Source organism: Microbulbifer sp. MLAF003, assembly GCF_030012965.1.
In the GTDB taxonomy this organism is placed as follows: Bacteria; Pseudomonadota; Gammaproteobacteria; order Pseudomonadales; family Cellvibrionaceae; genus Microbulbifer; species Microbulbifer variabilis.
The window spans coordinates 884,825-905,677 of sequence record NZ_CP120232.1 but is presented as its reverse complement, the minus strand read 5'-3'; the positions used below and the strand labels follow the sequence as shown (position 1 = coordinate 905,677).

Sequence of the window (20,853 nt, the reverse complement as noted above, 5' to 3'; positions counted from 1 at the left end):
AAATAAATGACCGTTAAAAGCCCTATAACTACTCACAATAAGCGGGCGAAACACAATAAGAATAATGGGGAGGCCGACAATAAAAGCAATGAGTGGCCAAAACCGTAAGAACAACAATAAATAATAACAATAAACCTTAAGAAAGAATAAAAATAACAACAAGCGCGTTGCAAACTGACTGAATTGTACCTGGGAGAGGGTGTTTGCTTGATAGCAAATTGAGAGCGCAAGGAAGCCGCTGCCTTCATACTGGTAATAATAATTCCCAAATCTTTTCTCCAAACTTCCCGGCACCCGCAGATTGCGGGCGCATTCCTTTGCGTGTGTTAGAATCGCGCCCGCGAATCCAACTCACCGGCAATCGATGCCATTGGCACCCCTGGTTACGGACTTCGCCCCCTGGGCCCGCCCAGGTATATGAGGCCCCAGCAGTGCCGCAGAGAACGCCCTGGTCAAAAGGGGTAGAGACGCGCGGGTACCAAACCTGCTGCCACCGGAAGTGTGGCCTGAGCACCAGCGGGGCTTTTCCGGTCATTTACGAATGGCAGCAGTCAAAATAGACAGCCGTATGCTCAACAATCTGATTAGTAGTATTAAGCGCTGGCGCAAGCCGGCCAACAAAGGCCCCCGGGTCATCGCCCGCAATGACCACAATATCTCCCGCCGAGAGATCAGCCGCGCGGCCCTGACAGTTATGAAGCGTCTACAGGATGCTGGTTACCAAGCTTATATTGTCGGTGGCGGTGTTCGCGACCTGATGCTAGGCGGCCACCCTAAAGACTTCGATGTTGCTACCGATGCGACGCCAGAACAGGCCAAGGAATTATTCCGCGGCGCTCGTATTGTGGGAAGGCGTTTCCGTATCCTGCACGCTCGTATCGGCCGCGAGGTCATTGAGGTAACCACTTTCCGCGGACACCACAGTGATGGCGAAGAGCATGAAGCAAGGCAGTCCGAGCACGGTATGCTGCTGCGGGACAACGTCTACGGTGATCTCGAAAGTGACGCCATGCGCAGGGACTTCACCGTCAATGCGCTCTACTACACCACTAATGGTTTTGCCATCCACGATTACACTGGTGGGGTCGAGGATATTGAAAAGCGCTTGATCCGTATGATTGGCAAGCCCACCACCCGCTATAAAGAGGACCCTGTACGGATGCTGCGCGCGGTACGTTTCGCCGCTAAGCTGGACTTCGCGATCGAGAGCAAAACTGCAGCGCCTTTACAGGAGCTTGCGCCATTGCTGCGCAATATCGCTCCAGCCCGCCTGTTCGATGAGATACTCAAATTACTAATGAGTGGACAGGGCGAGCGTACTTTTGAGCATTTGCACCGCTACCATTTGTGGCAGCACCTGTTCCCGGACAATGCCCGCCAAATTGAGAAGAGCCCCGCTGCCCTGGAGCTGACCAGGCGAGCACTGCGCAACACAGACAAACGTATCCAGGCGGATATGCGCGTCACCCCCGCCTTCCTTTATGCCGCCCTGCTGTGGCCAGCAGTAAACGAAGAGCAACAAAAACTGGTGGAAAAAGGTATTCCACCGGCGCCAGCCCTCGCCCAGGCAGCCCAAAAGATTACCAGTAACCAGCTGGCCCATACCGCTATACCCAAACGCTTCTCTATCCCCATGCGTGAGATCTGGGACCTGCAGCACCGCCTGCCCCAACGTGGTGGCAGCCGCGCTCAGCGCCAAACGGAGCATCCCCGGTTCCGTGCAGCGTATGACTTCCTGCTGCTGCGCGAGGAAAGTGGCGAAATTGAGGCCGGCCTTGGTAAGTGGTGGACGGACTTCCAGCAAGCCGATGATGAGCTGCGTCAGCAAATGGTGCGCAAACTACAGCGCAGTGGCGGAGGTAATCGCCGCGGCCGTAACTCTCGCAGTGGGCGCCGGCGCAAACCCAGGGCAGCTGAGTGATGGAAAGAGTTTATATCGGGCTCGGCAGTAATCTGTCTGAGCCACAGAGGCAGCTGCGCAGTGCCCTCACAGCAATGGACAAAATCCCCAGCAGCTGCCTACTGCGCTGTTCCAGTTTTTATAGCAGCGCCCCCATAGGCCCAAGCGGGCAACCGGATTATGTCAATGCAGTGGCTGAGTTGAACACGTCACTCTCACCGATTGAGCTACTCGACCAGTTACAGTCTATTGAGGCCGCTCACGGTCGCGAGCGCTCAGTGCGCTGGGGAGCGCGCACCCTCGACCTGGATATATTGCTATTTGGAGAAAGGCAAATTGATGACGTGCGCTTGCAAGTACCACACCCACGTATGGCAGAGCGCAACTTCGTACTCCTGCCACTGGCTGAACTGGAGCCCCAGTTACAGCTGCCTAACGGCGATCCATTACAGCAATTGCTGCAGAACTGTCCGCAAAACCGCCTGAATAAAATCTGAGCAACCTCCGATAGCGCGATAAAAGTACTCGACTGAGCGCCCCGCTTAATAGTACTTTGGCGCCTGCAGCCCATCAGGGAAGACGCCCCAACAAGAGGAGTCGAACACGTGGTTATCGACAACAGCGAAACCAATCCGTGTGAATTCGGCCTGTCGGACAGGACTTTGCCGAAATTTATTGCCGTGGAAGGCAATATCGGCGTAGGTAAAACCACATTGGCCAAGAAGCTTGCCACTACCTTCAACTATGACACCCTACTGGAGCTGCCAGAGGAAAACCCCTTCCTCGAACGCTTCTACCGCGACCCCAATAACGCCGCGCTACCGACCCAACTGCATTTCCTTCTGCAGCGGTCCCAACAGATTCAGGCCCTGCGTCAAGACGACCTGTTCGAGCCGGTACGGGTGGCAGATTTTCTGATCGAAAAGGACCAGCTGTTCGCCCAGGTAACCCTGGATAAGGACGAGTTGGCGCTCTACCAGCAAGTTTTCCAACACTTAACCTTAGAGGCTCCCAAGCCAGACCTGGTAATTTACCTGCAGGCACCGCTGGAAGTACTACAGGCACGCATTCGCAACCGCGGTATTCCCGCAGAGCGCGCCATTAGCAATGAGTATCTGGCAACGCTCAACGACGCCTACACCCAGTTTTTCCACTTCTACGACAGCTCACCATTGCTGATCGTCAATAGTGAGGAAATCGATATTGTCGATAGCCCTAAGGATTACCGTCAGCTGGTCGAGTACATGCTTACAGTGACCAAAGGCCGACACTACTACAACCCGGGAAGTTAATCGTTATGTATGCACCTTCTGAATTAGAGAAGCTCGTCACCGTTCAGACCCTGCGCAAAATGAAGGCAAATGGTGAAAAGTTTATTACCGTGGCCCTTTACGACGCGCCTATGGCAGCCATGGCACAAAAAACCGGAGTAGAAACATTGTTGGTGGGCGATTCCCTGGGTATGACAGTACTCGGGTATGACAGCACGGTACCGGTAACCATGGAGCAAATGATTTACCATGTGGAAGCAGTAGCGCGCGGCAACAAGAAATCCCTGATCATGGGCGATATGCCGTTTATGACCTATGCCACTCCGGAACAGGCTTTGACCAATGCCACCCGCATCATGCAGGCAGGCGCCCATATGGTGAAAATTGAAGGCGGCGCCTGGTTGGTCGATACCGTTAAGATGCTCACTGACCGGGGCATCCCCGTCTGCTCCCACTTGGGACTCACTCCTCAATCGGTTCACAAACTCGGAGGCTACCGTGTTCAGGGCCGCGATGAAAAGCATGCAGAACAGATGCTTGAGGATGCCATCCTGCTAGACCAGGCGGGCGCTGACCTGTTGGTACTCGAGTGTGTCCCAACCGCCCTGGCAAAACGTATCACCGAAACAGTTTCAATGCCTACCATAGGCATCGGCGCCGGTCGTGACACGGATGCCCAGGTATTGGTTATCAACGATATTCTCGGTCTCACCGAACAACCGCCAAAATTTTCCAAGAACTTCCTGGTAGAGGCAGAGGACATCCCCGGGGCCCTGCGCAAGTACGCTGAAGACGTCAAGCTCGGCATCTTCCCTGGCGACTCCCACACTTTCAGTTAATATCATTTGCCCGGACATTAAACAGCCTCGGCACTCTCGCAGGCAGCTCCATCGGAGGCTGCCTGCCCAGCGGTAACATTATGAACTTCGATCAACTACTCCTTGAGTGGAATCCAGGCCAGGACAACATCGCTGTCCCCGAAGGCTGGAGCCAGGGGCGTGCCACCTTTGGCGGCCTGGTAGCAACAATGCTCCAGGAAAAAATGACAGCGGAAGTAGCTGAGGACAGCAGCCTGCGCTCTGCAACCTTCTCATTTGTCGCCCCAGTAGGCGCGGAAGCGGTACAACGCTCCGCAGAAGTTTTACGTGCCGGGCGCTCCGTCACTCAAGTGCAGGGTCATCTGTGCCAAGGCGGCACTGTCGTACTTGCGGGGCTGGCCAGCTATGGTCGAGGCAGGGATTCCTCAGTGAAGGTGGGCGTGGCAACAGCACCAGAATTTAGCAAGCCTGAACAATGCATGGCGCTCCCCTACATTGAAGGTGTAGTGCCGGAGTTTACGCAGAAATTTGATTACCGTATTGCCCTGGGTCAATTGCCTTTTAGTGGAACTCAAGAGAGGCAGTTGGGCGGTTGGGTACGCTTTAAGGATGGCAGTGAGAATACAGTATCCATTAGCCATCTCCTCGCCCTGATTGATGCCTGGCCCCCTGCCACTTTGCCAATGCTTAAAACACCAGCTCCAGCCAGCTCATTAACATGGACAGTGGAGTTTATGGAGCCCCTCCCCAATCACAAGGCATCTGACTGGTGGCAGTATCTTGCCGAAGTTGAACAGGCAGGGGATGGCTACGCTGTGATCCAAGCCCGCCTCTGGGATGTCAGCGGCAAACTTGTCGCCCTGTCCCGGCAAATGGTCACAATTTTTGGCTAAAAAAACGAATTAGCCATGCCCTATGGAAGAAGTGCCTTAGATCTTTCAATCCTTATCTGCCCCACGAGTTTGGCGCAATTCCATCTTTTCTTTTATTGATTTCATTATTTTTTTCCCAAAAAGTACATTTTGGCGCCGCCATTACATAAAAATAAAATAAAGAAAATATTTTTTACTCCAATTTGTAATCTACGCTTTCCATCATCCCCACCCGCGGAGGGACAAAGCCTCAACTCAAGAGCTTTACAAATCCCTCCACAATTAACTCGCGGTAACAAATGTGGAGAAATCAATAATGATAAAAAAATATTTATTTGTCTCGCCTTGCTCACCAGTTTTCCAGCCAGCGCAGCAGATTTTGAAGACGTTTGGGATGCTATTACCTCGTGCAACTGGTTCGAATTTATTGGCGATGTCGATGACACCGGCTCGAAAGACCTGGACGGCTACGAGTATGGTGACACCAGCTTTAAAGATGCCAACTCAGGCACCTTTAACATGATTGTGTACAATATGGACGGTTTTTTACAATGTATAGGTGGTAATAGTAAGTCAGATTTCAAACAAATTATTCGCACGTTCAATGACAATCCCAAAGATCTGTGGTTAATGCAGGAAGTTTGGAACAAAACCAAAGCCAACTATCTAGATGACGACGATAAGCTAAGCAACGACACCGTTCCCTATCGTTCAAAACACTGGAAAGGTAGTGGCACCTCTTTTGGCAACGGTCTACTGACTTTTTCTAAGTTCCCCTTTGATCGGGACAATCGTGATGATAACGATTATTCCTTCGCGACCTATGAGGAGGAAACCTTCAATAAGTGCTCAGGCAACGATTGTGATACCGAAAAAGGCTTCACCGTAGCCAAGGTCGAAGTGACTGAAAATTATCATGTGCATATTTACAACACCCATATGGATGCAGGCCATCAGGATGAAGACCTCAGCGCCAAGGCAAAGCAACTCGATCAAATCGCCGATATGATCGTTGCACACTCGAGTAATGCCACCGTTATTTTGGCCGGCGATTTCAATATGGCATTTGATGAAAATGATAATGACTGGCGCGGTGTCAATTATCAGACATGGAAGGCCTTCTTTGAGAAGACCGGAGGCAAGCACGCCTGCCAATACATGCTCTCCGGCAGCGATACCAGCCTGGAGGCCTGTGCCGATGAGCTTCAAAACGACACTGACCATGTAGTGGTTATCAACAATAATCCCAACTACACACTGGAAGTCACCAACTATTTTATCGGGTCCCCAGCTTATTCTGGATTAAGTGATCACGATCCAGTTTTTGTAGATTTTTCCTGGGCAAAAAACTAGCCAGATAAAGAGCTTCCTTCACAGGGGGTTGGAGGGAGCCTCAGAGCCACTTTTTCCAGTAAAAAAAGCGACTTGTCCGGCAAGTGCTATTGCCAGCAGAATACAAAATGCCAGGAACCCCTCTCGAGCTTGCGCCCATGGAATCCCACCGACATTAATTCCAAACAACCCGGTTAAAAAGCTTAAAGGCAGGAAAATTGCTGCAACCATCGACAAAACATACATACGACTGTTGAGTTGGTCGGAATTACGACTCAGCAGCTCCTCCTGGGCAATCGCCGCCCGCTCACGCACTGTATCTATATCATCGATGTGCCGCTGCAAGCGTTCGTTGATATCCGCCAGTAAGACATGGCTCCCTCCATCAAACCAGGGTACCGACTCCTGCTGCATACGAGTTAAAACCTCCCTCTGCAGACAGAGGTATCGTCGCAGGGCAATTGTCCGCTTGCGAAACTGGACTAAATTCGCACCCAGGCCCTTCACCGACCACTCGAGTAACTGATCCTCAAGCGCGTCAACCTTTTCTTCAAAGTCATCAACCCGGTCTCCCATGCGCAGCACAAGCAGATCAGCCAGGGACACTACCAGTGCTGCAGTACCACGCGGTCCACAACCACTGCGCAGACGGGAAATCAAATCCTCCTCTGCCAACAGGCGTCTTTTACCGGTGCTGATAATACGGTTCTCTTCCACCCAAATTCGAATAGAGACCCGGTTTTCCCTCCGGGACTTGTGCTTTGGGTCCACTCCACACATTGCAAGGAAAAGTCCATCATCGACAGCCAGGGTGCGCGGTCGAATCTCTTTAGCCAACAACGCCTCTACAACCACAGGCTGCAGCCCACTATTATCGCGTATCCAAGCTGAAACCTCTTCATCAGCGCTATCGAAGTGAAGCCACAGCAAGCCCTGGCGGGGATGCCAGGACTCCACTTCAGGCCAGGTCATTTCCCGACCTGAGCCATTCCTATCAAGCAGGGTTGCGTGAATATGCCCAGATTCCATGGACTTAAAATTCCATTCGCTAAACATCCGGTGGAGAAGTCACCCTCCACCGAGGGTTTTAAATAGCGTCAAGTTAGCCCCGTTTCACTGCAGCGATACAAAAGAGGTGGGGCTCGATAATTACTCATTCTGGCTCAGGTGCGCCAGCTCTGCTGCATGCTGTTCCCAGTTCTGCCCATCGAAAGGCTGCACTTTAAGTCCCCGCGGCCGCTCATCCAGACATCGAGCATTGAGACTGTAGCCATCAGGGTTTGAGCGTGGGATATAAAAAGACTTCACCCCACAGCGGCTACAAAAATAGTGCTTGGCAACACCTGTATTGAAGGTGTAGCAGCTGAGCACATCCTCTCCGCTCACCAGCTCAAAATTCTGCGCAGGCACTATCAAGTGCAAATAGCCTAGCTTTTCACACATAGAGCAATTACAAGCGTGAGCTACCAAGGGGTCATCATTGTTACGCTTATGCAGAGCAGTAAAACGCACGGCTCCACAGTGGCAGCCCCCTTGCAGTTTGGTAGTTATTTCATTCATCAGCAGATTTATCTCGGATAAACAACGGCCGCGCGCATAGCAGGAAAAAACAGAAACGGCTAAAAGGAGGTGGAACCAATTCGTGCGCGCCAGGCCCAGCAGCTTCGAAGAACCAGTACCGATCAAAAGCCCGCTTATTACCGCCAGCAAGGCACCACCACCCAGTAATAGAGCATGGTTTCGTGGAAGTCTGCCAGATCCAACTAGTTCCAATAGGGCCACCAATAACCAGAGCAGCAAACCCAGGGCTGAGTAGAGATCCACTACCGTCGAAGGCATCAAGATCCCACTCTCGCTGAAGCCAATTGCGCTGGCGAGGACCAGCACCATTACCACATAGGCTGGAGCCCGGTTATCCGAACCCCATGTTAGCTCTAGCCGAGCCCAAAGGAGGCCGATGCCAATTAGTAGAAAAGAAGTAAAGCCGGAAAGTCGTGAGAGTGCCCGATGTAGCTCGGTTATACCGGGGTCTATTCCGTAGCGGTAAGCACCGACCAAAGCTGCGAGGGCCATGCACAACAATGCAGCGACAATAATCAAAGCTGCAGATTGGAAACGCTCTCGTGTGAGGTACCAGTATTGATTGGCCATCAACAGGCAGGTGAGCCCCAGTATTAGGTCGAGAAGCCAGAAATTAAGCAAGGTTTTCCCCTTTTTCTTTGGATTCTAACCTAAAAATATCTTTACTAAATGCCATAAAGGCTCTGCCCCCCTTAAAAAATCCATAAAAAAACCCGGCTCAAGGCCGGGTTTTTTCAGGTCTTTTAAGGCTTACGCCTCTTCGGAACCCTGCTTCTCCTCTGCAGAAGCAGCCTGATCGGCTTTAGCTTCTTTGATAGAGAGCTTGATACGTCCACGCTGGTCCACGTCCAGTACCTTTACGAATACCTTCTGGCCTTCACTCAGGTAATCAGTTACAGCGTTAACACGCTCCTCAGCAATCTGGGAGATGTGTACCAGGCCGTCTTTACCCGGCAGGAAGTTAACGAATGCACCGAAGTCCACGATACGCACCACAGTGCCCTCGTAGATAGCGCCGATCTCAGCTTCCGCAGTGATTTCCTCGATGCGGGTTACCGCCGCTTCCAGGCTCTCACCGTCTTCACCGAAGACCTTGATAGTGCCGTCATCTTCGATATCGATGGAGGCGCCGGTCTCTTCAGTGATGGAGCGGATAGTCGCACCGCCCTTACCAATCACGTCGCGGATCTTGTCCGGATGAATCTTCAGGGTCGCGTAGCGCGGTGCGTTCTCATTCACGGTGGTACGGGAAGAGTCGATCACCTTGTTCATTTCCGCGAGGATGTGCAGACGCGCTTGCAGGGCCTGCTCCAGAGCGGTTTCCATAATCTCTTCGGTAATACCTTCGATCTTAATGTCCATCTGCAGCGCGGTCACACCAGAGGCGGTACCCGCTACTTTGAAGTCCATATCGCCGAGGTGGTCTTCGTCACCGAGGATATCGGTCAGAACCGCATAGCCTTCGTCTTCCTTCACTAGGCCCATAGCGATACCGGCTACCGGTGCCTTCAGCGGAACACCCGCATCCATCAGCGCCAGGCTGGAACCACAAACGGAAGCCATGGAACTGGAACCGTTGGATTCAGTGATTTCGGAAACCACACGCACGGTGTAGGGGAAGCTGTCCGGGCTCGGCAGAACTGCAGCGATACCGCGACGAGCGAGGCGGCCGTGACCGATTTCGCGACGACCGGTAGCACCGACACGACCCGCTTCACCTACAGAGTAGGGAGGGAAGTTGTAGTGCAGCATAAAGTAGTCTTTGCGCTCACCTTCCAGGGCGTCGATGATCTGTGCATCACCAGTGGAACCGAGGGTAGCCACTACCAGAGCCTGGGTCTCACCACGGGTGAACAGCGCAGAGCCGTGGGACTTGGGCAGAGCGCCAACTTCCACAGCGATCGAACGTACAGTCTTGCTGTCGCGACCGTCGATACGGGGCTCGCCACGCACTACAGCGCCGCGCACCAGCTTCTTCTCCAGCTTGCCGAAGTAGCTTTTTACCAGATCGGCGCTAATTTCTTCGGTAGCCAGGGCTTCAGCGGCTTCGCCGCGCAGTTCCGCCAGGCGGGTGCTGCGCTCTTGCTTGTTGGTGATGCGGTAGGCTTCGGCAACCTTCTCGCCAAACTGAGCGTCCAGGGCAGCTTTCAGCTCGGTGTTTTCCGCCGGAGCCTGCCAGTCCCATTGGGGCTTGCCCGCTTCCGCTTTCAGCTCTTCACAAACCTTGATAATGGCCTGCATTTCCTGGTGTGCGTAGAGTACGGCACCCAGCATGATGTCTTCCGGCAGCTCCTGGGCTTCGGACTCCACCATCAGTACGGCGTCTTTGGTACCGGCAACGACCATGTCCAGCTCGGAGGTCTTCAGAGCTTCGTAGCCCGGGTTCAGCAGGTAGCCGTCTTGCTGGGTGTAACCCACACGCGCAGCACCGATGGGGCCAGCGAAGGGAATACCGGAAACAGACAGCGCTGCGGAAGTGCCGATCATGGCAGCGATATCCGGATCCATGTCCTTCTCCGCGGAGAGAACAGTACACATCACCTGAACTTCATTCATAAAGCCGTTCGGGAACAGCGGGCGGATCGGGCGATCGATCAGACGGGAAGTCAGGGTTTCTTTTTCAGACGGGCGGCCTTCACGCTTGAAGAAACCACCGGGAATTTTGCCAGCCGCGTAGGCTTTTTCTTGATAGTGCACGGACAACGGGAAGAAGCCCTGATCTGGCTTGGCTTCTTTAGCGCCGACAACAGTACACAGGACGACAGTCTCTCCCATGCTAACCAGGGCAGCACCGGTAGCCTGGCGCGCAATACGGCCGGTCTCGATGGTGACTTGGTGTTGTCCGTATTGGAAAGTTTTGCTTACTGGATTCACTAGTTTTTCCTATTTCCTTACGGTTACTGGCCCATTCCAGTAACCCCTACATATTTGCCGGGGCCGGGGCTCCAAACCTCCTGCCCAGGGCGGTACGGGGATGTACCGCCACCGACCAGGGTGGCCGGTGCAAGCGCAGCACTTTCATTTGGGTTTATCCCTTAAGGCCATGCTGCGTGTCTGCCAAAAGTGACAACTAAGCCACTTTTTAGCAAGCATTAAAAAGAATGCCCGCCAAAGGCGGGCATTCCAGGGTCTTAGCGACGCAGGCCGAGCTTGGCGATCAGCTGTGCGTAACGGTTCAGATCCTTGCGCTTCAGGTAATCCAGCAGCTTGCGACGCTGGTTTACCATGCGGATCAGACCACGGCGAGAGTGGTGATCCTGCTTGTGCGCAGAGAAGTGACCCTGCAGTTTGTTGATATTGGCGGTCAGCAGGGCTACCTGGACTTCCGGGGAACCGGTATCGCCTTCGGATTGGCCGTGCTCTTTCAGGATGGCTGCTTTTTCAACTGCAGTCAGTGCCATAACGAATTACCTCGTCGTAATATGCTTTAAAAGATCCGGCTGGCCCGTGCATATTTACAGACCAGCTAATCGCTATTGTGGGCGCAACCGCCCGGCACTTTCACTCACACCGCTTAATTAGTTATCACCAATATAGCGGCTTGTGCTCAGGTGCCACTTACCAGACGCCGAGGCGCTACGCACCCGTCGTCAGTAATTTCTCCCACACCCAGAAAATCACCATTTTCCAGGAAGAGGCGCACCATATCACCTTCCGCACCGATACGATAGACCTGTAAATCCATTACTGGCTGCCCTTGTCGCACATAGTAACCAGAGTCATCTGGCAGTATGAGTTTGGCCAATGAGGAGGCAGGGGAGTCCACTGGTAACAGATGGTGGTCCAGCTCTTCCGCCCGCCCCTCACCACGCTCTTCGGTGAGTTCATCCAGGGTCACTGAATCCGCTTCGTCGTAGGGGCCGGCGGCGCTGCGATGCAACTCTTCCACATAGGCACCGACACCCAGGGCCTGGCCCAGGTCTTCGGCAATACTGCGAATGTAAGTGCCCTTGGAGCAGTGCACCTCAACTTCCGCACGGGGCTGGGCGCCCGCTGTAAAGCTCAGCAGTTCAAATTCAAAAATCTCCACTTCCCGCGCCTCGCGCTCCACTTCCAAACCCTGGCGAGCCAACTTATACAGCGGCTGCCCCTTGTGCTTGAGGGCCGAGTACATGGACGGCACCTGCTTGATGCGACCGCGGAAAGCCTCCATCGCTTTCAGCACGGCTTCTTCGGTCAAACCGGAAGCATCTTTGGTTTCCAGTACATCGCCATCAGCATCGCCACTGGCAGTGGTCATGCCGAAAACAAAAGTACTGCGATAACGCTTGTCCGCATCGAGCAGGTACTGGGAGAACTTGGTCGCCTCGCCGAAACAGATCGGCAATACACCGGTTGCCAGGGGGTCCAGCGCTCCAGTATGACCGGCGCGATTGGCGAAAAAGAGTCGTTTGGCTTTTTGCAGGGCGTCGTTGGCGGTAATCCCGGCGGGCTTGTTCAATAACAGCACGCCGTGAACCGGCCGGCCCCATTTTGGTCTGCGGCCCATGGATCAATCTTCGTTAGAGTCGCTATCGTCGTCTTGGTGCTTGCGATCTTCTTTAACCGCCTTGTCGATCAGGGCAGACAGCGCCTGGCCACGCACCGAGGTTTCGTCGTAGCGGAAGTGCAAACGGGGAATAGTGCGAATCTGGATCGCGCGCGCGAGCTGCGTACGCAGAAAGCCTGCGGCTTTGTTCAGCACTTCCACGGAAGTATTAATTTTGCTGCGATCGTCCTCACCCACAAAGGTGACAAATACTTTAGCAACGGTCAGATCGCGGCTGACTTCAACATCGTTGACGTTGACCATACCCAGGCGGGGGTCACGTATCTCGTGCTGAATCAACTGGGCCAGCTCGCGGCGCATGGCATCGGCAACGCGATCTGCGCGGTGGAATTCTCTTGCCATTGTTTACCTATTGAGAATGGCGGTTTAAAGACAGGAAAACCCGCACGGCCAAGCCGCGCGGGTTTCTCTTTCATCCGGTCCGGAACGCTTTACAGTTCGCGGGCTACCTTGACGATATCGTAAACTTCGATCTGGTCGCCAGGTTTCACATCGTTGTAGTCCTTCACCCCGATACCACACTCCATACCGTTGCGCACTTCTTGCACATCGTCCTTGAAACGACGCAGGGATTCCAACTCACCCTGATAGATTACAACGTTGTCACGCAGTACGCGGATCGGCTTGTTACGGTAGACGGTACCCTCGGTCACCATACAACCGGCAATCGCACCAAACTTCGGCGAGCGGAATACGTCGCGCACCTCGGCAATACCAACAATCTCTTCGCGAACTTCCGGGTCCAGCATGCCGGACAGGGCCTGCTTCACTTCATCGAGCAGGTTGTAGATTACGCTGTAGTAGCGAACCTCAACCCCTTCGGTTTCGGCAGTCTTGCGTGCGGCTGCATCGGCACGGGTATTGAAGCCCAATACAATAGCGCCGGAGGTCAGGGCCAGGTTGATATCATTTTCGGCAATACCACCTACACCGCTGGATACAACGTTTACGGAAACTTCTTCGTTGCCGATATCCGCCAGGGCACCCAGGATGGCTTCCAGGGAGCCGCGCACGTCAGCCTTGATAACAACCGGCAGAACCTTGCGCTCGCCGGCTTCCATATCTGCAAACATGTTTTCCAGCTTCGCAGCCTGCTGACGTTGCATACGCTCACTGCGCTCTTTTTCAGCGCGCTGCTCGGCAACTTCACGGGCCTTACGCTCATCCGCGACAACCATGAATTCATCACCGGCATTTGGAGTGGAGTCCAGACCCAGTAGCTCTACCGGGGTAGACGGGCCAGCTTCCTTAACCTGCTTGCCGTGTTCGTTAGTCATGGCGCGCACGCGGCCATAGCTCTGGCCGGCCAGAATAATATCGCCGCGCTTCAGCTCACCATTCTGTACTAACAGGGTGGCAACCACACCGCGACCTTTTTCCAGGCGGGATTCAATTACAACACCGGTGGCCGGCACATTTACCTTGGCCTTCAGCTCGAGCATTTCCGCCTGTAGGGAAACTGCCTCCAGCAAGTCATCAATACCCTGGCCAGTATGCGCGGATACGTTGATGAACTGGGTATCGCCGCCCCAGTCTTCCGGGATTACGTCTTTCGCAGCCAGCTCATTTTTCACACGATCGGGGTCGGCGGCTTCTTTATCGCACTTGTTCACGGCGACAACCAGCGGTACACCAGCAGCACGAGCGTGGTTTACAGCCTCTTCAGTCTGCGGCATTACACCATCATCGGCAGCGACCACCAGGATTACCACATCGGTAGCCTGAGCTCCACGAGCACGCATTGCAGTAAAGGCGGCATGTCCCGGGGTATCCAGGAAGGCGACCTCGCCCTGGCTGGTTTTCACTCGATAGGCACCAATATGCTGGGTAATACCGCCAGCCTCACCGGAAGCCACTTTGGTTTTGCGGATATAGTCGAGTAGAGAAGTTTTGCCGTGGTCAACGTGGCCCATAACAGTCACTACCGGCGCGCGGGTAACCTCTGTGCCCTCCTGAGCCTGGGCTTGCGCTACCAGGCTATCTTCCAGCTCAGTCTCGGAGCGGTATACCACCTTGTGCCCCATCTCTTCAGCGATCAACTGAGCAGTTTCACGGTCCAGGCTCTGGTTGATAGTGACCATCTCACCCATTTTCATCAGGCGCTTGATCAATTCACCGGCCTTCACATTCATCTGCTTGGCGAGTTCGCCAACAGTAATCGTTTCGCCCAACTGAACTTCGTACACCTGCTTCTCCGTAGGCCGTTTAAAGCCGTGAGTTGGCTTCATTTTCACGCTCGCACGGGACAGGGAGCGCGTACTGCGCTTACTGGCTTCGTCTTCTTCAAATACTTCCAAGGCCTGCTCGTACAGCGCTGTTTTGCTGGACTTCTTCGGCCCGGACTTGGAGCGACGCCCGCGGCGTTTACGCGGCTCATCCTCGGATCGATCGGCCTCAGCCGGAGCAGCAGCCTCGAGCTTGCGACGTAAAGAAGGCTTAACTTCTTCAGTTTTCTCAGCTGCTTTCGCGGGCTTCACCTTGGCGGCCTGTGCAGCTTTTTCCTTCTTCTCTTGGGCCGCACGTCGGTCGGCCTCTACCTTGGCTTTTTTCTCTTCGAGTTCGCGCTTCTCCTGCTCCGCCTGCTGCTTGCGACGTTCCATCGCGGCAATACGCATAGCCTCGATATCGTCTACATAGCTTGAACGGATTGGAGCTGCGGGCTCCGCTTTCTGCGCGGGCTTGCTCTCAGCTTTCTGGGTCACATCTGCCTCTTTTGCAGCCTTCTCTTCGGCTGCGGCCTTCGCTTCTGCCTCTGCGGCAGCCTTGGCTTCCGCTTCGGCTTTCAAGCGAGCTTCTTCTTCCTCAGCGGCGCGACGAGCGGCCTCTGCTGCTTCTGCTGCGGCCTTGGCTTCCGCCTCGGCAGCTGCTCTGGCTTCCGCCTCGGCTTGCAGTCGAGCCTCTTCGGCCTCTGCAGCTGAAACGCTTTCCACGGTTTCCGCGGTGTTTGCTCCCGCTTCAAGTTCAGCCTGCGGGCGCTTTACATAAGTACGCTTCTTGCGAACTTCCACGTTCACAGTCTTGCGGCCTGTGCCAGAGCCGGTTTTCAGTGTGGTCGTGGTCTTGCGCTTTAAGGTGATCTTGCGCGGGCTCGCGCCCTGCTCCCCGTGACTACTTTTCAGGAAACTGAGCAGGACCTGCTTCTCCTCATCTGACACCACCGCAGTCGCAGAGGTGTGAGGCAAACCCGCTTCTTTCATCTGCTTGAGCAGACGGTCTTCGGTGGCACCAACCGATTTGGCGAGTTCGCTAACTGTTACTTCGGCCATTCTCTCTCCTAAAAGTCACTTGGTCGGAGGGGGTTACTTATACGTATGTCTTGTGTCGTTATGTTTAAGCCTGTTCGCCGCTGTCATCAGCGAACCAGGGCTCACGCGCCTTCATAATCAGCGCTGCGGCACGTTCTTGGTCGAGACCTTCGATATCGAGTAGGTCATCAACCGCCTGCTCTGCCAGATCCTCCATGGTAGCGATACCACGACTGGCAAGCTGGAAGGCCAGGTGACGCTCCATACCTTCCATGTTGAGCAGATCTTCCTGCGGCTCCGAGGCATCCAGCTTCTCTTCAGAGGCCAGTGCCTGTGTCAGCAGGGAGTCTTTGGCCCGGGCACGCAGCTCTTCGGCGATATCTTCGTCGAAGCCCTCGATCGCGAGCATTTCCTCAATGGGGACATAGGCCACCTCCTCGAGAGAGGTGAAGCCTTCGTCAACCAATACAGCAGCCACATCTTCATCGATATCCAGGCGGTCAATAAACACCTGCATAATGGAGCTGGACTCTGCTTCCTGTTTATTTTGCCACTCGTCTGTGCTCATGACATTGATCTGCCACTGGGTAAGCTCAGAAGCGAGACGAACATTCTGTCCACTGCGACCAATAGCCATAGCGAGGTTTTCCTCGGCCACAGCCACATCCATGGACCCGGTATCTTCATCCACAACAATGGATTCAATTTCCGCAGGCGCCATAGCGTTGATTACGAACTGAGCGGGGTTCTCGTCCCACAGTACGATATCGACACGCTCACCAGACAGCTCGTTGGAAACCGCCTGCACACGCGCACCACGCATGCCCACACAAGCTCCAACTGGATCGATACGGCCATCATTGGTGTTCACGGCGATCTTGGCGCGCAGGCCGGGATCGCGGGCGGCACCTTTAATTTCAATAACCTGTTCAGAGATTTCCGGTACCTCGATACGGAACAGCTCAATAATCATTTCCGGGCAGGAACGGCTCAACATCAATTGAGGGCCGCGGGCTTCCGGTTGGATCTCCAGCAGGATTGCGCGCACACGATCACCTAGGCGGAAAATCTCGCGTCCAACCAGCTGATCACGAGGCAGGCGCGCTTCAGCGTTATTACCCAAGTCCACAGCAATAAAATCGCGGGTCACTTTTTTAACTGTACCGCTGACCATTTCGCCAACCCGATCGCGGTATTCGTCTACGACCTTGGCACGCTCGGCTTCACGCACCTTCTGCACGATTACCTGCTTGGCAGTCTGCGCGGCGATGCGGCCGAATTCAACATTCTCTACTTGCTCGCGGTAGATATCACCTGCTTTCAGCTCAGTATCTTTCTCGTGAGCTTCTTCCAGGGTGAACTGGGTGCCCAGTTCCGCCAGAGTTTCATCATCAACCACTTCCCAACTGCGGAAAGTTTCATAGTCGCCACTACGGCGATCAATGATAACCTCAATGGTTGAATCCTCGTCGTAGCGTTTCTTCGTGGCCGTTGCCAATGCCGCTTCGATGGCCTGGAAAATAATCTCCTGGTCAACGCCCTTCTCGTTGGATACCGCCTCGGCTACCAGCAAGATCTCTTTGTTCATGCAACTGTGCCTCAAAATCGCCTGAGCTCAGGCTCCTACAGGTTATTTGGTAAATTGGGGAATAATGCTTGCCTTCTCGATGCTGTCGATTGGCAACAGGTATTCATTTTCGCTGTCCACGCGCAAAACTACTTCATCGCCCTCTACGCCGGCCAGCAGGCCTCGCCATTTACGCTGCCCATCCAGCGGCATGCGCAGGCGAACTTCAATCTGGGCACCGGTAAAGCGCTCGTACTGCTCCAGTTTATAAAGAGGACGATCGAGCCCCGGGGAAGAGACCTCCAGTGTGTACTTACCACTGATTGGGTCTTCCACATCCAGTACTGCACTGGACTGACGACTCACTTTCTCGCAATCCTCAACCGAAATACCGTTTTCAGAATCGATATAGATGCGCAGCAGCGCGTTACGACCGTGAGTTTGATATTCAATACCCCACAGTTCGCATCCCAGCGATGCCACCACCGGCGCCAGAAGCTCTTCCAGCAATTCGCGTTTGCTCGCCATTTACGTCACCACATACAAAAAATGGGCCTGCGGCCCACTTCGAAAAATATCCGCAACTTTTCTTGCAGATACGAAAAAGCCCCTGACGGGGCTTTGACCGCACATTTACGCAGCCAGTATGCGTAAATGCAAAATTTGGTAGCGGGGGCAGGATTTGAACCTACGACCTTCGGGTTATGAGCCCGACGAGCTACCAGGCTGCTCCACCCCGCAACAACGAAAGCGCATCAAAGCCTTTAGATAAAGGCGAGATTGGTAGCGGGGGCAGGATTTGAACCTACGACCTTCGGGTTATGAGCCCGACGAGCTACCAGGCTGCTCCACCCCGCAACAACAAATGCGCAATCAAAAGTATTTGCTTAAAAGCAAATTTGGTAGCGGGGGCAGGATTTGAACCTACGACCTTCGGGTTATGAGCCCGACGAGCTACCAGGCTGCTCCACCCCGCAACAACTCCAAGAAACAAAGCCTGGTTGACCTTCGTTTCCCTGCGGCGGGACTAACCCAACCACTCAAGAGGCTGCGCATTCTATGTATACAGCCCTGGTGAGTCAAGCTGTAATTGGCATTTGTTTTCGCCTAACGCGTAAAACCCCCTACCTTTTCTGGCCCAAGCGCCTCCCGAAGATACTTTTATGCTCCGGGCTTTACTGGCCGCATAGAGATCACTGTAAAACTCCCCTGCGTAGAATCACCTAAAGGGCCACTTAGGGCCATTCGTTGCATATGACAGACAACCCTAAAGGAGGGCATAGTACGAACGACTATTGCGGCTTTGGGAACAAGTGCGAGTTGAACATCGAGCACTACTTCTTTATCCCTGCAATCTCCACTGTCGTCATTCCCACACCCAAAGCGAAAAGCGAAAAGCGACAGCTTCACAACAACTAGGTAAACACTCGGGCCAGCAGGTCGGTATCCAGGTACGCAGTGATCTCTACGATTTTCGCATCGCGCATCACCATCGCCCAACAGTAAACCTGCTTGTATTCTACGCCATTTAATGCATGGCCGGTGCTTTCAAAGCGCAAAAATACCTTCTCTCCCTCTGCTGCAAGGTCGACAAAAGTTGTCTTGAGACCATCCTCCAGGTGATCTAATAGCGGGCCGAAAGCATCATCAATTAAAGCCTGCTTGGAGTGAAAGATCCCCGAAGCGCATGTAGTGCCTATCACTGTCCACAACACGTCCTCAGCGATCAGGTCAAAAAGGGGGCCACTGTCACCCGCCTCCCACGGGCGGAACGCTTCGCGAACCAAGTGCTTGTTGGCTTCAGCGATGTTCATGCGCACAGCCCACTCTTTACCAAACGCTAGCCGGAATATAGCTCACTTCGGAAGCTGCAAATCAGACAAAGCCCGGGAAATGGAAATATCTGCCTTGAGCATACGGCTGGGCCGACCATATAGGAGTAATTGCCACTGACATTATTGTCTGGCGCACCTCTATGCCTTACCCCCATGCCAGTCGCTCTGTAATTGGTTGCCTTATCAGGCTTTTTGGCGATGAAAATACCGTTTTTTAACTAGCCGAAAGAGTACTAATCGCAAATGATACTTTTTGCTCCCCACAACCACCTGCAAATACATTCGTCTCAACCAACAGGTTGTCGATATCACTTTCGATTACAGTCAACGCGGTGGTGTTCAGATAACCAAGTGCCTCCCAAAGTACCTCCACCGCAAGCTCTGCAGATTAAACCGCATAGAAATAGGCTACCTGCCTGGCCGAGAATCGGCTTCCATGCCCTATTCCTTTCTCGCTCGCAACCTACTCCCGTAGGCACGTATTTCACTATTTCGCACAGGCCTTCGGTCAGTGGCGGGTAAGCTGGTGCACTATGGCTCGCCGCACCGGCGGAAAATGTTCGCTAACACGCAATACCGCCTTGCGCAGTAGTTTGGCCGGCAAGTGATCATTGGTGAACAGATCAACCACCCGATTTGTACCCGAGTAAATAGGCTGAGATTCAAGGCGATGTTGAATCTGGTAACGAGACAGCGCTCGAGCTAACTTCGCAGGCTGATACAAACGAGCCACAGTTTCTAATTGGCGACTCAGCGAGTCCGCGCCAGCAAGTCCCAGGTTAAAACCATGTGCTGTCACCGGATGCATCCCCACAGCTGCATCCCCGACCAAAGCAAAGCGCTCCGCATAGAATTGATGCGCATAAACCCCCACCAGCGGATACTTGTGGCGCTTACCACAAGGCTCCACTGAGCCAAGTATTGCAGTGCTCTCACGCTGCACATGAGCAGCAAACTCAGCATCACTTAGCTGCATAATTTCTTCGGCCCGGCTGGCCGAAATTGTCACAACTGCAGAGGAAGTCTTGGGCTCAGATAATGGCAGAAGCGCTAGCGTGGAACCGTAGCGAAAACATTCCCGTGCAATCCCCTGATGAACGCGCTCCGTCCGTACCCGGCCTACAACTGCCACACGGCCAAAATCCCGCATGTCAGCCCCAATCCCAGCCATGCGCCGTACCTCAGAGAAACGACTATCAGCCGCTATTAATAACGCAACAGCCAGATCGTCAGCCCCCTCAATATTCAAGACTCGGCAGTTATCTTCCAAGTGCATACCGGTAACGGCACTGTTGCAACGCAACTGAATATTCGCTTCCTCGCCAGCAACCTCATACAGCGTGCGGCGTATTGCTGAATTGGGTACAATAAACCCTAAGGGACCTCGCCCACGGCTATCAAAATTCAGGCTGGAAGTCGAGTTGCCATCTACCACCGTTGCTGCTTGTAAGACACCGACTTCATCATCCCGCAGGCGTTGCCAGACCCCGAGGCTCTCTAAAATTCTGACCGACTTATGGGTTAGGGCTATTTCTCGTCCATCATCATCAGGATTCCCCAAGGTCTCCTCGCCCTGGCGCTCCAAAAGCGTTACCCTAATGTCGCGCCGGGCCAACATCACAGCCAGGGCGAGTCCTGCGGGACCAGCCCCTACGATAGCAATATCTGTTTGCAACATTCCAACCCCCTAGAGCAAGCCCTTTTCCACAACAATTTTGATATCCGGCAACACTGAAAAGAAGTACCGATTTTACTTCTGGCGAAATGCCCAGCACCGGCCAAAGTGACGCAGACTGTAAAGTGGAAATACCGTTGAAATACTGATACAGATCAGGATCAAGGGGCTATTTAGGGGGTGATTGAAAAATCATTAGTGGTATCGG

The 20,853-nt window shown here is 53.7% G+C and carries 19 protein-coding genes and 3 tRNA genes; 6 read left to right on the top strand and 16 right to left on the bottom strand.

From position 1 onward, the window contains the following. Positions 1-541 precede the first annotated feature (541 nt). From pcnB to P3339_RS04285, 5 genes are all read left to right on the top strand, one after another. Positions 542-1,921, top strand: coding sequence for a polynucleotide adenylyltransferase PcnB (gene pcnB / locus P3339_RS04305; protein WP_282952528.1), 1,380 nt, complete (start codon positions 542-544; stop codon positions 1,919-1,921). Next, positions 1,921-2,397 carry a 2-amino-4-hydroxy-6-hydroxymethyldihydropteridine diphosphokinase gene (gene folK / locus P3339_RS04300; protein WP_282953549.1) on the top strand — a complete coding sequence of 159 codons (477 nt, stop codon included), beginning with the start codon at positions 1,921-1,923 and terminating at the stop codon, positions 2,395-2,397. Before pcnB ends, folK begins: the two co-directional genes overlap by 1 nt. 108 nt (positions 2,398-2,505) lie before the next feature. Next, a complete protein-coding gene (locus P3339_RS04295) occupies positions 2,506-3,192 on the top strand; it encodes a deoxynucleoside kinase (protein WP_020412413.1) in 687 nt (228 codons plus the stop codon). 5 nt (positions 3,193-3,197) lie between these two features. Then, the gene (panB, locus tag P3339_RS04290) at positions 3,198-4,010 is read left to right on the top strand and encodes a 3-methyl-2-oxobutanoate hydroxymethyltransferase (RefSeq protein ID WP_020412412.1); all 813 of its coding nucleotides are present in this window, start codon (positions 3,198-3,200) and stop codon (positions 4,008-4,010) included. 80 nt (positions 4,011-4,090) lie between these two features. After that, the gene (locus tag P3339_RS04285; RefSeq protein ID WP_282952527.1) at positions 4,091-4,882 is read left to right on the top strand and encodes an acyl-CoA thioesterase; all 792 of its coding nucleotides are present in this window, start codon (positions 4,091-4,093) and stop codon (positions 4,880-4,882) included. A 104-nt stretch (positions 4,883-4,986) separates the two neighbouring features. Here P3339_RS04285 and P3339_RS04280 read toward each other — a convergent pair whose 3' ends face one another. Then, a complete protein-coding gene (locus tag P3339_RS04280) occupies positions 4,987-5,214 on the bottom strand; it encodes a hypothetical protein (RefSeq protein ID WP_282952526.1) in 228 nt (75 codons plus the stop codon). Between P3339_RS04280 and P3339_RS04275 the strand changes: the two genes are divergently transcribed. After that, positions 5,207-6,214: an endonuclease/exonuclease/phosphatase family protein gene (locus tag P3339_RS04275; protein ID WP_282952525.1), complete on the top strand. Its 1,008-nt coding sequence runs from the start codon at positions 5,207-5,209 to the stop codon at positions 6,212-6,214. The two genes, P3339_RS04280 and P3339_RS04275, sit on opposite strands and share 8 nt — an antisense overlap. A gap of 18 nt (positions 6,215-6,232) precedes the next feature. On the opposite strand, the gene P3339_RS04270 is transcribed toward P3339_RS04275, so the two are convergent. The 15 genes from P3339_RS04270 to ubiM all read right to left on the bottom strand — a co-directional run bounded on the left by P3339_RS04270 (position 6,233) and on the right by ubiM (position 20,648). Further along, on the bottom strand, positions 6,233-7,222 hold the full coding sequence (locus tag P3339_RS04270) for a zinc transporter ZntB (protein WP_282952524.1): 990 nt from the start codon (positions 7,220-7,222) through the stop codon (positions 6,233-6,235). A gap of 120 nt (positions 7,223-7,342) precedes the next feature. Further along, positions 7,343-8,395 (bottom strand): GFA family protein, encoded by a 1,053-nt coding sequence (locus P3339_RS04265; RefSeq protein WP_282952523.1) that lies wholly within the window; start codon positions 8,393-8,395, stop codon positions 7,343-7,345. 129 nt (positions 8,396-8,524) lie between these two features. Further along, a complete protein-coding gene (gene pnp, locus P3339_RS04260; RefSeq protein ID WP_020412407.1) occupies positions 8,525-10,648 on the bottom strand; it encodes a polyribonucleotide nucleotidyltransferase in 2,124 nt (707 codons plus the stop codon). A 257-nt stretch (positions 10,649-10,905) separates the two neighbouring features. Beyond that, positions 10,906-11,175, bottom strand: coding sequence for a 30S ribosomal protein S15 (gene rpsO / locus P3339_RS04255; RefSeq protein WP_020412406.1), 270 nt, complete (start codon positions 11,173-11,175; stop codon positions 10,906-10,908). 146 nt (positions 11,176-11,321) lie between these two features. Next, on the bottom strand, positions 11,322-12,263 hold the full coding sequence (gene truB / locus P3339_RS04250; protein ID WP_020412405.1) for a tRNA pseudouridine(55) synthase TruB: 942 nt from the start codon (positions 12,261-12,263) through the stop codon (positions 11,322-11,324). A gap of 3 nt (positions 12,264-12,266) precedes the next feature. Continuing rightward, positions 12,267-12,665 (bottom strand): 30S ribosome-binding factor RbfA, encoded by a 399-nt coding sequence (rbfA, locus tag P3339_RS04245; RefSeq protein WP_020412404.1) that lies wholly within the window; start codon positions 12,663-12,665, stop codon positions 12,267-12,269. Positions 12,666-12,754: 89 nt separating this feature from the next. Continuing rightward, entirely contained in the window at positions 12,755-15,589 is a 2,835-nt protein-coding gene (infB, locus tag P3339_RS04240) for a translation initiation factor IF-2 (protein WP_282952522.1), read from the bottom strand. 64 nt (positions 15,590-15,653) lie between these two features. Continuing rightward, the gene (gene nusA, locus P3339_RS04235) at positions 15,654-17,156 is read right to left on the bottom strand and encodes a transcription termination factor NusA (RefSeq protein WP_020412402.1); all 1,503 of its coding nucleotides are present in this window, start codon (positions 17,154-17,156) and stop codon (positions 15,654-15,656) included. 42 nt (positions 17,157-17,198) lie between these two features. Beyond that, positions 17,199-17,663 (bottom strand): ribosome maturation factor RimP, encoded by a 465-nt coding sequence (rimP, locus tag P3339_RS04230; protein WP_020412401.1) that lies wholly within the window; start codon positions 17,661-17,663, stop codon positions 17,199-17,201. 136 nt (positions 17,664-17,799) lie between these two features. Next, a tRNA-Met gene (locus tag P3339_RS04225) sits at positions 17,800-17,876 on the bottom strand. 40 nt (positions 17,877-17,916) lie between these two features. After that, positions 17,917-17,993, bottom strand: a tRNA-Met gene (locus tag P3339_RS04220). Positions 17,994-18,035: 42 nt separating this feature from the next. Next, positions 18,036-18,112: transfer RNA gene (locus tag P3339_RS04215), tRNA-Met, on the bottom strand. Between the two features lie 438 nt (positions 18,113-18,550). Then, positions 18,551-18,949 carry a nuclear transport factor 2 family protein gene (locus P3339_RS04210; protein WP_282953548.1) on the bottom strand — a complete coding sequence of 133 codons (399 nt, stop codon included), beginning with the start codon at positions 18,947-18,949 and terminating at the stop codon, positions 18,551-18,553. A 235-nt stretch (positions 18,950-19,184) separates the two neighbouring features. Further along, positions 19,185-19,343: a hypothetical protein gene (locus tag P3339_RS04205; RefSeq protein WP_282952521.1), complete on the bottom strand. Its 159-nt coding sequence runs from the start codon at positions 19,341-19,343 to the stop codon at positions 19,185-19,187. 135 nt (positions 19,344-19,478) lie between these two features. Further along, a complete protein-coding gene (ubiM, locus tag P3339_RS04200) occupies positions 19,479-20,648 on the bottom strand; it encodes a 5-demethoxyubiquinol-8 5-hydroxylase UbiM (RefSeq protein ID WP_282952520.1) in 1,170 nt (389 codons plus the stop codon). Positions 20,649-20,853: the final 205 nt, after the last annotated feature.